The organism is Pseudoalteromonas sp. NFXS53, assembly GCF_056629255.1.
In genome coordinates this window covers 549,359-562,017 of record NZ_JBWVBR010000001.1, presented here as the reverse complement: position 1 = coordinate 562,017, position 12,659 = coordinate 549,359, and the positions used below count along the sequence as shown (strand labels likewise).

The 12,659-nt window shown below is 35.4% G+C and carries 12 protein-coding genes; 2 read left to right on the top strand and 10 right to left on the bottom strand.

All coding sequences use genetic code 11. The features are described from left to right. Positions 1 to 75: 75 nt before the first annotated feature. The 10 genes from AC1HJP_RS02245 to AC1HJP_RS02200 all read right to left on the bottom strand — a co-directional run bounded on the left by AC1HJP_RS02245 (position 76) and on the right by AC1HJP_RS02200 (position 9,868). Positions 76 to 534 (bottom strand): hypothetical protein, encoded by a 459-nt coding sequence (locus AC1HJP_RS02245; RefSeq protein ID WP_480360069.1) that lies wholly within the window; start codon positions 532 to 534, stop codon positions 76 to 78. Positions 535 to 557: 23 nt separating this feature from the next. Then, positions 558 to 1,367, bottom strand: coding sequence for a hypothetical protein (locus AC1HJP_RS02240; RefSeq protein ID WP_480360068.1), 810 nt, complete (start codon positions 1,365 to 1,367; stop codon positions 558 to 560). 146 nt (positions 1,368 to 1,513) lie between these two features. Next, positions 1,514 to 1,960 carry a hypothetical protein gene (locus AC1HJP_RS02235; RefSeq protein ID WP_480360067.1) on the bottom strand — a complete coding sequence of 149 codons (447 nt, stop codon included), beginning with the start codon at positions 1,958 to 1,960 and terminating at the stop codon, positions 1,514 to 1,516. 59 nt (positions 1,961 to 2,019) lie between these two features. Beyond that, positions 2,020 to 2,916, bottom strand: coding sequence for a DUF5050 domain-containing protein (locus AC1HJP_RS02230; RefSeq protein ID WP_480360066.1), 897 nt, complete (start codon positions 2,914 to 2,916; stop codon positions 2,020 to 2,022). Positions 2,917 to 3,007: 91 nt separating this feature from the next. After that, complete coding sequence (locus AC1HJP_RS02225) at positions 3,008 to 4,006, bottom strand: hypothetical protein (protein ID WP_480360065.1); 999 nt, start codon at positions 4,004 to 4,006, stop codon at positions 3,008 to 3,010. 966 nt (positions 4,007 to 4,972) lie between these two features. Then, positions 4,973 to 5,851 (bottom strand): pirin family protein, encoded by an 879-nt coding sequence (locus tag AC1HJP_RS02220; protein ID WP_480360063.1) that lies wholly within the window; start codon positions 5,849 to 5,851, stop codon positions 4,973 to 4,975. 422 nt (positions 5,852 to 6,273) lie between these two features. Further along, on the bottom strand, positions 6,274 to 7,698 hold the full coding sequence (locus AC1HJP_RS02215; protein ID WP_480360062.1) for a S41 family peptidase: 1,425 nt from the start codon (positions 7,696 to 7,698) through the stop codon (positions 6,274 to 6,276). 28 nt (positions 7,699 to 7,726) lie between these two features. Continuing rightward, entirely contained in the window at positions 7,727 to 8,692 is a 966-nt protein-coding gene (locus AC1HJP_RS02210; RefSeq protein ID WP_480360061.1) for a dipeptidase, read from the bottom strand. Positions 8,693 to 9,073: 381 nt separating this feature from the next. Next, positions 9,074 to 9,496: a helix-turn-helix domain-containing protein gene (locus tag AC1HJP_RS02205; RefSeq protein WP_480360060.1), complete on the bottom strand. Its 423-nt coding sequence runs from the start codon at positions 9,494 to 9,496 to the stop codon at positions 9,074 to 9,076. A 153-nt stretch (positions 9,497 to 9,649) separates the two neighbouring features. Further along, entirely contained in the window at positions 9,650 to 9,868 is a 219-nt protein-coding gene (locus tag AC1HJP_RS02200) for a helix-turn-helix domain-containing protein (protein ID WP_480360059.1), read from the bottom strand. Positions 9,869 to 9,887: 19 nt separating this feature from the next. On the opposite strand from AC1HJP_RS02200, the gene AC1HJP_RS02195 reads away from it, so the two are divergent. Together AC1HJP_RS02195 and AC1HJP_RS02190 are read left to right on the top strand one after the other, a co-directional pair. Further along, positions 9,888 to 10,538, top strand: a complete 651-nt coding sequence (locus tag AC1HJP_RS02195) for a hypothetical protein (RefSeq protein WP_480360058.1) — start codon at positions 9,888 to 9,890, stop codon at positions 10,536 to 10,538. Further along, positions 10,513 to 11,928, top strand: a complete 1,416-nt coding sequence (locus tag AC1HJP_RS02190) for a DEAD/DEAH box helicase (RefSeq protein WP_480360056.1) — start codon at positions 10,513 to 10,515, stop codon at positions 11,926 to 11,928. Before AC1HJP_RS02195 ends, AC1HJP_RS02190 begins: the two co-directional genes overlap by 26 nt. Positions 11,929 to 12,659 lie beyond the last annotated feature (731 nt).

The following is a 12,659-nucleotide window of genomic DNA, read 5'->3' as shown; positions in this document are numbered from 1 at the left end:
ATAATGCTAATTAAAAAAACTTGTCCATATTTTAAAGTAAAACTAATTACTTTTGCGCATTTATAATCACTTTGATTAGGCACTGACATCTATTGAGCCTCCATTTAAAATGTGCTCTAACTTCGAAAATAACTTCTCTCTAATTTCTAAACCTTCGGAGCCACCATTTGCTTTACTGAATGCTATAGAGTTCTTCAATTCATCCATTACATTGAACGTATGACTACGGGAATATGCCTGTTGTTTGATAGTATAACCGTTTGGACCTTCCACTTTCTTAACAGCCGGAGGAAGCAGCGCCCCAGCTTCTTGCAAACTCAGAAAACCTAAAGAAACAGCCTTATTAGCAAAATTAACTCGCTCTGTTTCTGTCATAGACTGGAGATTGAATTCTGTAGATAAAGCTTTTAACCCCTCAACTCCAGAGTTACTTTCATTATGGTCACTTTCTAATTTTTGTGAATTACCCGAAGGATTTGCAGCTCTATCTCGGCTTAATTCAAGCGGATTTATTATTTTTTCTTGAACAATCATTTTATATATTCCGAATTTACAAACTACGAACAGAAAGAAAGCATTTTTTTGCAGACACTTCTTGATTTTAGAATTCGTCTATGGCCCAGCCCTCTTGTAATATGAAGCTCAGACTTGATTGAGTATCGACTTAAGGCTCTTGCATGAGAAACGGAGACAACCTCGTCACTGTCATCGTGAATAATCAAAAAGTCTGTATTAGATGAAGACTGGCCAATACACATACCTAAGTTAGTTTTAACATTTGTAAATTTTCTTGAGAGACCTTGATTCATAGAGTTAATACATGCTTCACTAACTGCGTAATTCGAATACTCCATTTGAAAATAACTTTTAAGATCACTTGGGCAAGAAACTAAGATTATTTTTCCTAAGTCTATTCTATGAGATGCTACATTCAAGACAAATGCAGCTCCAGAACCGTGGCCGATTGTTGCACTTAAAGGTTCATGTATGTAAGGTAAAGATTGCTTTATAGACTTAATAAACTGAATAGGTTTGGAAGATTTGCTTTGTGAAAAGCCAAACCCTTTCGATTGAACAATATATATTGAATAGCCTTTCTTGCGGAACTCATCAAAGACTTCAGAGAACTGGTCACCATAACCATTCCAACCTGGGACTAAAAGAATAGCTTTATCATTCTCACCTAACCAATGTGACAATGTAGTTTCATCGGATATAAAAAGTGTTGAATCTGCAGGCGGTAACCTCTTGAAAGGATATTTATTTTTGGGAACAAACGGTAACTCTATAACATGCTTTGCACAATTTTTAGGAGCAACAAGGCTCCATATAGCAATTAAAGAGCGTTGATAGATAGAAACATTCATATTAATACTTTAAAAATAAACCTACCTTCAAAGTAGCAATTGAAACTCTCTAATTGTTGATTGGTTGTATTAAATTTATGCTCATAAGTACAATCTTCGCATTCATTTGTTTCAAACAAATTAATTTGTGACTCCCTCGAGAAATCTCAAAATTTAAGTTGCTCTTGTACAGACCTAAAATCTAATTTTAAGGACTCTAATAAATATGAAGTAGTTGCTCCAGAGTCAGCCAATGAAAATATTTTATCTTTAGAACTCTCAAAAACCTTCATTATAGAGGCTTCTTGCTCTTTACTCTCACACACAGTGTACAAAATATCTTCAAGATCTTGAATCATGTCTTCAACTAGATTCATAGTCCCTTGCCTGAAGGAGTCATATGATTGCGCAAAAGTCTCTACTGCCTTGGACGTGGAAGATAAAGTTTGAGTTACAGAGTCGCCTTTTTGAATCATTACGGCTTGGCTTTTCATGATATTAGAAACTGCTGACTCACAAGCCCTTGAAAGAATAGCCAAGTGATCTTTAAATCTACCATATATTTCAGGTGAATTATCAGGCATATTAGTAACTAGAATAGAAACTTGAGTCATTACTTACACACCAGCGTATGGCATCCTAGGGAGTCATGCTTTTAGTGTTAATCCTACCTTTATTTAAAAATGGCATATTCACTGTCGGAAATAATTCTTTCTTTTGCACTACCGTCTTTGTTCATTAGATAAACGTTTTTATTTTCTCCGTCTTTGCTTACGGTCGAATACATGATCTTAGTTCCATCTGGTGACCATGCTGGATACCAGTTTGCATTGTCACTAAAAGTAAGTCGCGTTTGATTTGAACCATCAATATTCATCACGTAGATTTCATAGTTGCCGTCTCGGTTAGACATGAAAGCAATGTGTTTGCCATCAGGTGAGATGTCAGGATGCCACTCGTCAGCATCGTTAAAAGTTAGTTGGACTAAGTCACTTCCATCGACATTGGCAATGCTAATTTCAGAACTTAAACCTTCGAATTGAGAATGAAATATAAACTTTTTGCCGTCAGGAGTGTATATGGGGGCACCTCCCTTCAGGCCACCTATTCGCTTTTGTTCTGAACCATTGGGCCTCATTGTCCAGATTTCATTTTGTACTTTATTGTTTGCATCCTTATAAGTTCGAGCAAAGGCTATCGTTTTGCTATCAGGAGACCAAGCTGGTGCGTAGTCCCATTTATTGCTTGCATGAGTAAGTCTAGTCCTATTCGAACCATCTGGATTCATAATATGAATAGACCATGTTTTTCTATCATCATATTTCCCATAATAGGAAAACTGGCTACCGTCTGGTGACCAAGCTAAATACCCTCCTTTGACATTTGTTTTTGTTATCTCCCGATTACCTTCAGCATCAGCCCTGAGCACTTCAATGAATTCGGTCTTACTAGAAACATAAGCAACCTCAAACGGTCTGGCTAGCTCAGTCGATGTTTCGCTTGAGTAACACTCAATAGTCTTTAGGCTGAGAGCTAACACCAGCAATGACTTTAATTTTACAATACGCATAGTTCTCCACCTCGAACATTATTCCACGAGCTTTTTGAAAATATAAATAAGAATAAAAAATGATACGCAACATACTTAAATTGATTCATAACTAACTTGAAATATGTTTATTAATAAAAGCTAGAATATCTTTATGAATTGATAAATTTGTTCCATGACCAATAGCTTCATAGGTTTTAAACACTACGTTTACATCAAATGAAGAATATAAGTTTTGAGAAAACTGCCATCTCTGAGGTTGCATGTTTTTACCAAGGGCCGAGAATATTATTTCGCGCTCATTGTCTGAATATGCATCATGATATATAGCAGCATCATTTGTATCTTTTTCCCCCATAAAAAGAAACTGAGGTAGCTTCTTCCAATTTTTCTTCCCAAATGCTTTACCTGTAACCTCTTCAAAATCATTTATTCCTAACGGATAATTAAGTTGCATATTATTCACAGAGTCGGTTGGAAGCATTAAAATACCATTTAGCCCACCTGCAACTACAACTTTCAAAGCGTCCGGGTGCAATAAAGAAAACCTATTTGCAAATGTTCCTGAGGCAGAAAAGCCCGTCATAATAATTTTTTCTTCAACTTGTAGAAAACGGTTTTCGAGAACCCTTTTTGCTTCTTGAATCATGGCAAGCAACTGTAAGTCAATCCTATTTATAGGATCATTTTTCTCAAGTAATGTATCTCGATCTAATGCATGCGTGTATAAACCCCAGGTACTTTCTGCTCTCGGAAAAACTGGAATTAATATTGGAGCTTTCAACCTATTAGCAATCCATGGACCTATCGAATTGCTTTTTATCATTTTAAGCGCTTTGCTGTAGTGCTCATCAAAATTATCTGAAACCTTTCCTGTGTTATTAGTTTCAACAACTAAATAATTAGTTTTTATATCTTCTGGAATTTTCAGTAAAAATGGGAAGTTAAAACCTTTATCTGGTGCTGCTTGTATTTCTATTACTTCAGCAAAAGATGAGTAACTTTGTAAAAAAACTACAATTAAAATTATCTTATAAATTTTTTTGCTCATAATAATAAAATAAAGAATCAAACTTGGATGGCTTAAACTAACAAACTTATTCTTATACATTTTGATTATGTGTATTCTACTCTTGCTTGATAGTACAAAATGTCTAATAAAGCAAACAGTCTACTTTTCCATTTATAGGTCAAACCTCAAACCCAAGTATTTTCTGAAAACACTCAAGTCGGCGAATGCTTTATGAACAGAGTCAAAAACATTACACAGAAGATTAATAACGTTTCAAACTGATAAACCTATTTGATTAAAGTAAGCTTTTTAGTAACTCCCCAAAATACAAATAGCTTGTGAAGAGCTTGGTATTGAAATCATCTTCGTTAGTTCACGGCGAAGAAAAGGACGAGTTGAAAGCGCCTTAGGCACCTGACAAGGTCGTTGATTACCAGATTAATTAAGGTTGAACAATATCAACGATATGAAAAGGCCAGCCAATATTTATTCCTCAGCTCTGGAATAAAAACTGAAAGTTAAACCAAAATCAAGCTCTTCATAACATAAACCGTTACCAACTCACATTAACCTTGATGATATCTGCGTTACCAAGGCAGACCATAAAACTCTTCATTATCATATCTTTAGTTACAGTAATAAACTCAACTTCATTGAATCACTGAAGAGCATTCGATAGCCCGTCAGAAAATAGAACTTCGAAATATAACTAGTATAACTAAAGAGCCGTTGAGGTTTACTTCGCAGGTCGTCATTTATGTATTAGTAAAGTCATTGAACCTGTTAACACCTCAATGACAGACATCGAGATACAATAAAAGCAAATGCGAGATATAAAAACAGAGCACTCTCAGTGGTTAAGGCGTGCATTAAATTACTTGTAAAGCTAGCTTTTGGTTGTTTTTATTAAAAGATTCGACACCTTTATCAAAACGGGGAACTCTCAATTTTTCAAATCGAAATGTCAAATCAAGTCGCAACTAATTCTTTTTATAAAAAGCTTTGTACCTTACTCAACACATGTATTCACTCACTCGTACACAGTGAGTGAAGATTTCTTTGCAATCAAATGTAATTCTTACCTATTTTCCCCAACTCGCCCGCTTCATACTTAGCCACAACATCATCTATTTCTTGTTGCGTTGTCATGGCAAATGGACCTTGTTGAATAAACGCCTCTTTGATGGGCTCCCCCGACATTACTACAAAGTGGCTCTTTGTAGAGGCTGCACCTCTAACCGTTACTTGTTGTAACTGCTCAAAAGTGAGTGCAATTGATGACCCTGGCTTTAAACTTGCCCAATGACCACTTAACTGATACTCAATTTCACCCTCAACGGCATACAGCCATGTGTTAAATCCGCTTTCTACTTGATGAGTAAACTGGGCTTGTTTATCAGCATAACCATCTAAAATAGTCACAGGCCAAACTGCATTGTCTTGTGAAGAGTGACCATTACTTTCACCTAATACCAAACGAACTCTATAACCCAACCCCTCAAGGGTTGGCATGTCTTCACGCTTTATATGCAGTGAACTTGGCGCATTATGTTTTAGCTCTGCAGGTAGGTTTACAAATACCTGTAAGCCATGAATTTTAGCTCCAGGTCTTGGCGCTTCATCATGAATTGCGCCGCTACCGGCATTGAGCCAATATAAATCACCCGCTTCAATGTCAAAGTCATTGCCCAGCGAATCACGATTATTGAACTTTCCCTTAGTGTCTTCAAACAATACAGATACCGCTGAGATGCCGGCATGCGGATGTGCGCCAAAAGTCGGTACTGTCATCGTATAATGATCCGCCATGATCAAGGGGTCCATCACACCATTAAATTGTTTGTGGCGAAAGCCCAGGCCGGTGAAGCCTTCACCAATATTAAGTGGGTTACCTGTCACTGGTGAGAAATTAATTGTTTCATTTTTGTTTTCATAAGTCGTCATTTTTCTATTTCCTGATGAACTCTTTGAGATGGAATAACTATAACAACTCGGAATCGGCACAAAAACAGACAAAAACCGAACTTATCGTTCTATATTTAGAACGATTTAAAATGTTAGTGAAATTAGACCTCAACGATTATTACTACTTTGTACATGTCGCAGAAAAGCAAGTTCACCTAAACTGAAATTGTCAGCATGATCAAAGAATCTGAATTACGTATTCCTGTGACTGAAGTACTCCGTAAATATTGTATTGGCCAATAACGCTTCAAACTGATAAACCTATTTGTTTAAGATGGGTTTTAATGATGTGGATTGGATTTAAAGAATTAATACAGATTCTGCTATTAAAATATAGTAACAAACTCTTCCTTGAGTTGATTACTAGACAGGGGCAAGTATGAAGTTGAATGTGGTATGACTCAATTGCCTTGGGTAAAACTGATTTTATCGACTAAAGTTTCAATAGCAGCGTTTTTATCGAATGGATTATTTGGAATATATATGTCAGGATTTATTGCGTTTTCACACATGCTTTTTCCTGCAGGTCTTGAAAATAAAACGGTTGGAAGAACTATATCGATTTGAGCACCTGTTAAATTATACTTTTCAACACGTCCCGTCGAACAAGATCTTGCACCATTGGGCTCTCCAACAATAACTGCTTGATTTGAGTCCTGAAAAGAAGTCAAAAACAAAATGGTTGATGAGTAACTTTGAGGACCCATAAGCAAATATGCTTTTCCTGAAATTCTATTTTCTTTTTCTTTGGAGATAGGAACCTCCTGAGTAAAAGGCCCTTCAAGTATTGTTCCTAATTCACCTTTTAATGGCCCTAATTTAATATTTCTCTCAGTCATTCTTGCCTTGAAGTGAGATATAAAAGGAAAAGGCTTATTGGCAATGTAAGGAGCTATTCCAATTTGCCAAAAAATATCTGTTCCACCTTCATTTTCTCGAACATCTATAATTACATCTTCAACATTTGCATCTTTAAACTCTTTCCAAGACTCATCCATAAAACTAAAATATTGTTTTGCACCTTCCCTTGAATACATAAACTTATCAATTTTAAGGTAGCCTATATTATTCCTTAATATTTTACGCTCGAAGTTATCCGTATCTGTACCGAGCTTTAGATCTTCACTAGATGCGCCTTTAACTGTGTAAGAACTAGGAATTGAATTACGCTCTATTTCAATATCATAATTACTTGCACCACCAAAAAGTAGCAAGAACATTTTTGAGAATCTTTTAGAAGCTAAGGCTAAACGGAATTTATTTGAGTCACCATGCGTTCGACTCAATATTTCAGATATAATTACTGAAGCGCTAATACCATTAATTGACTTTATTTCATCTCCTTTTTCTATCCATTTTTCAGAAGTGTTTGAGGCTGATACAAAAATTCTAAGCTGATTATCTATAGTTACTTCAAATGGAAACATTTTGCCTCCCCTTTCTAAGTAAGCATCTCTTTTTGCCTCATAGTCAGGATAAATAACCGCCATATGCGCGTCTTCAAAGTATGGGTTAAGCTGCGACAATACTTTCCAATAGTCATGTTGAGACATTGGAGATTTGATATCTCTTTCAAGCTTAGCAAGCTGCTTTTTAACTTCCTTTATATCCATCGTAAATGTTGGGTCTGGATGGGTACTCTCTAACAAAGTTGCAATCTGCTTTAAGTCACTAAGTTGTTCACTCTTTGAGACTATACTCCCTACAGAAAAAGAAGTGTTGTTTGAGTCAGTTGCTGAAACTTGCTTGAGTGACGCACATGATGGCAGACAAGCACCAATACCTAATGCAAAAAGAGTAGACAATACTGATAAATTATTTTTCATTATAGGACCTCTAGTAAATATTCTTTTGCTAAGCACGCCATACTTCCGAAGCTATGCGATGAAAGTTCTCCCCAAATATCCCTTCTATTACTTCCTCTTTGTAACCTTTACTAACAAAAAGGTCTCGTAGCATGTGAACCTCTAGAGGGCTCACCATTTTAATCTCATCATATGGGTAACAAAGCTCTTTGTTAGCTTTTACAAACTCAGTAAGCTCCTGTTGTGAGTAACAATAATCAAGTCCAATTCCCACATGCTCCCAACCGACCAAATTAGCAATGTAGTCTATGTTTCTATACATCTGCTCGATGCTAGCTTCGTTATTTCCTAAGAATATACCAATGCCATTTATACCTATCACACCACCTGCGGCTGCACAGGCTTTTATTTGTTCATCCGAAATATTTCGAGGATGCTTGTGTAGCACTTGAGAGTTAGAGTGAGAAAAAACAACAGGCTTTTCACTTAACTCAATGATTTCTAAACTAGCTCTTGTACTAACATGCGTACAATCGATAAGGAGACCTAAGTCATTTGCTTTTTTTAGTGCTTTTCTGCCTAAAGGAGTAAGACCTACTGAGGGGCTCAAGCACCCACCACTTAATTCATTACTCTTGTTATAAGCAAAAGAAACCTGCCTCAAACCTTGTGAGTGTAACTTAACTAACAATTCCAAATCATGACTAACTGAAGACAATCCTTCCATATCAAAGCTCACAGCTAGCACTCCTGACTCTTTGGCTAGAGCTACATCCTCTGTGTTTTCAATTACCTTGTATCCACTATTTGGTTTATCGAAAAATGAATGAAATTTTTCTAATGTATTAAAAACATTCTCAATGGAGTGTTTATCCATACCAATATTGATAGAAACGTGATCAAAGCCCGACTCTTTATGTAATTCGATGCTAGAAACCTCTTCAGAGCCATCTATGGGCAAGCAACTATGAGCATCCCAAATAAGCCCGTTTTTTCTTGAAATAGTTTTATTCATAACATTCATAAATTTCAAATTGCTCAAGATACCAACCTTAAAAGACATAAAAAGACTTTGATAAAATCGAAAAGTAATTATTTAGAACCAAAAAACTTCAACTAGATAAATACGACAATTAAGGTGGAATTTTTCAAATTGATAACCACTAACTAATCTTCCATTAAACCTTAGCTATGACGTTATCAGGTAAGATGACTTTTATGTTTTCCGTGAGTACAGTTATATTTGCAGAGAGTACATTTAAACTCTGAGAGAATTTTTTTGAGTTCACTCTTCCAATATTGAGCGGAAGAGTGAACTCAAAACTAGAGTTGATATTGCAAGCTGAAGGCGATTCATGGCTTACCTTTAGAGGGCTTCACGCAATATTATATTGATTTACCAAAGGTTTTCATTATCTAACCACCTGACACATACAGCAATCCAATATGCCGAACCGAAAAAGGCAATTAAAATCGAAAGTGGAGGGTAAGCAAAATATGCCAATGCCCCTAAGACACCTAAGGCTAAACAAAATTTCTCTATGTAAATTGAAGCTTTCCTGGATTTTACGCCAAATAACCCTATTGAGACCCAAAAAGGAACCTCCAGCCATTCACCCGACTCTTTATCGACTATTGTAATAGTTTTAGTTAATTTTGAAGTATCCACTTCAAACACTGAAGCTAAGGCCTTGAGAGTTTCTATACTCGCAGTGTTACCAGCCTCAACTCTCTGGATAGTTCGAAGGCTTAAACCCGAAATCAAAGCTAAGTGCTCTTGAGACCAACCTTTATTTACTCTTAGTTTTTTCACAGACATTTTTGACTCCTTTTTTATTGGAGAACAATACTGTACGAAACAGCTTGACGGTAACGCCTTTCAAGCGCCATGAGTGTGACTTAATCAAAATTGACTCATAACAATTTAATAATATTGAATATTTTTTTAAGCCTAACTGTACCTATTAAAAACTTACATTCCTATTTTGGAAAGAATATCCGATGGCTTATGCCCTAGCGCTCTACATATGTCATTGAACTTATCGATAGTTATATTAACTTCCCCTCTTTCGACTTTACCTAAGTATGTTCTATTCACTCCAGCATTGAATGACAAGTCTAATTGAGAAAGATCTTTTTCAATACGAATCAATTTTATTTTCTTGCCTAATATTCGTGCAACTTCATTCATCTAGAAACTCAATTGATAAATGAAAAAATATGACATATTGCCTATCACTGCTCGACCGCCTATAATCACCCAAAAGACGCTTAAAAGCACCAATTTATATCATTTAGGCAATCTGGTGATGAAAATAGACAACATAGTTAGTAAAATAATTTGTTTTGAAAATATAGATCACTTTTCAACGGTTGAAATCCGTACAGCTTACCTAGCGCTTAAGAACGATCCCAATATTGATATAAATAAAGCTAGACGCTTTATTTATGCAGAACTGCTAAAACTAGTTAAAAAAGGGTGGTTAAGAAAAACAGTCTCAAAGAAGAGAGCTGTAACAACTTTTATAAAAACAGAAGAGTTCGATCCCAAGAGTGATATATTTAAAGAAGACAAAATAACATCGATTAATAATGAAAAACCCATAGATAATGATAAGGCAATTCGTACAACATTAGTGGAGCGCCTTAATCGCTATAAAAATGATCTACTATCTGGTATTGGTGAAGCAGAAGAGTATCAAAAGCTATGCGCACAATACCCAGCACTTCAATCAATACTTCAGCCGAAATATAACCAAGTAAGAGAGAATAACAACAAATTGCTTGGCTGCATTAAAGCAATTGAAAATATTAAATCCGGTACAATAGAGAACAATGAAATTAAGAAACTGGCAAACTGAGTGTATTAGTACTGCTCTAGATAGATATTCAGCAAGACAAAAACACTTTTTGACACTTGCCACTCCTGGGGCAGGAAAAACTTTCATGGCTTCTGTTCTTTCAAAGAAAATGCTTGAACAAAATTTGTGTGAACTTGTTATATGCTTCACTCCATCTTCTATTGTATGCGAAGATTTTAGGGAGTCACTCGAGCATGTAACCAAAGAAAGGTTCGATGGGTTGATTGGCTCTAAGGGCCAATCCCTAACTTATCAAAGCATGAAGTACTTAGATAATAATTTTTGGAGCTTATTCAAGAACTTTAGAGTATTTGTAATCTTTGATGAAATTCATCATTGTGCTGGTTCAAGCTTAACAAATGCAAATGGATGGGGAGAATCAATTCTACTGAATATACAAAATAACGCAGCTTATACTTTAGCTTTAACAGGCACACCATGGAGATCTGATTCTTTACCAATCGTGTTATCTCGTTACTGTAACAACAGTAATAAAATTGCTTGTGACTATATTTATGGCTTACCACATTCAATCACAGACGATGTATGTCGTACACCAAATATAGTCGTAGTCGACAATCACATGATATCTATAAGAGAAAATAAGCAATTAAAATTATTCAACTCTTTTGAAAAACTTTTAGCGGATTCTTCGATACCCTATCAACATTTAATAGAAAATGAGCAATTAGTGCTTTATATAATTAGCGAGGCAAATAAAAAGCTAGAAGATATCCGAAAAGTTAACCATGCTGCTGGAGGACTCATAGTTGCATCATCAGTAGAACACGCAAAGATGATATGCAATTTAGTTTCCAGACATTTTTTTGAAACGCCTACATTAATTACTTATCAAGAGAATGAACCGACTAAGCTTATACAAGAGTATCGGAATAGTAATTCAAAGTGGGTTATTTCTGTTGGAATGATTAGTGAAGGCACCAACATACCTCGTTTACAGGTCTGCTGCCACTTAACAAATATAAAAACAGAAATGCATTTTCGACAAATTCTTGGGCGTATTTTGCGTAAAACTGGTGAAATCAACCAAGATGCTTTTTTATTCATCCCGGCAGAGCCAAAGCTTGTGAGTTATGCATTACGTGTTGGCGAAGATATACCCACAGAAGCATCTATTTTAGATTTTAAAAGCATGGATTCAGTTTGCTTTAAGAGCAAAAATGAAAATACAAAGACCCCACAAAAAAATTTAAGTGATGGAAAATTTATTTCTATAGATATGGGAGCCTTCCCTGAGAGAACCTCTGGGCAAGGAAAAAGCAGCCATAATTCATGTTTACTTTCTGATGCTTACGAAAATGCGATAAATACATTTGGTCAATTCAAAGACGAACTACTTTTATTAAATTTAGAAAATCAACTCAATTAATGAGCTTCTTAACATAAACTTGATATGACTTAATCAAATTAGCCAGTCGCAAAAAGCTGTGAGTGCAAGTTGTGGATATAGCAATATCCAATATATGAAAAAGGAGTTAATTTCCGAAATATAAACTGTTCTAATAGTTTAACCGTATATAAATATTCATTTTGGAACTAATGGTACAATGCAAATAAAGCTCAATGAAAGCCCTATCATGATATCTATGAGAATATCTAGTTCATAGTAACCTTGCCACTAACAATTGTTAAATTGAGCACGAAGTTAATAAGGGCAATTTATTAAATTAGAGCTTTATAAATATTTCTTGTTGTGAAGTATGAGCCACTCTTTTTTAGAATGGCTTACCTCCATTTACACTAATACCTGTTTGACTAAAGTGAATAAGTCTTAACTTGATCTGTCAGGTTCAAATAATAGAACTTAATCAAATCTGACAGTCGCATATGTGCCAAACTCGGCCGGTCAGCTAATTTTTCATACACCTAATAAAACCAAAACAACGGACGTTAATCCTAACTCATTTTTGGACAAGGGTAAGTTTGAGTAGGTTGATATGTACAAAGTAACCTGGATGTACGGATTGGTAATTTGTATTCTTATAACATCTAAATCAACCTTAAAAACACCTCTTGGTTTTTCTCGACTCACTCAAAATAAACATCTATTTCTATACTATTTTGCATACTTGTCTATATTTAACAAATAATTACTTTAAA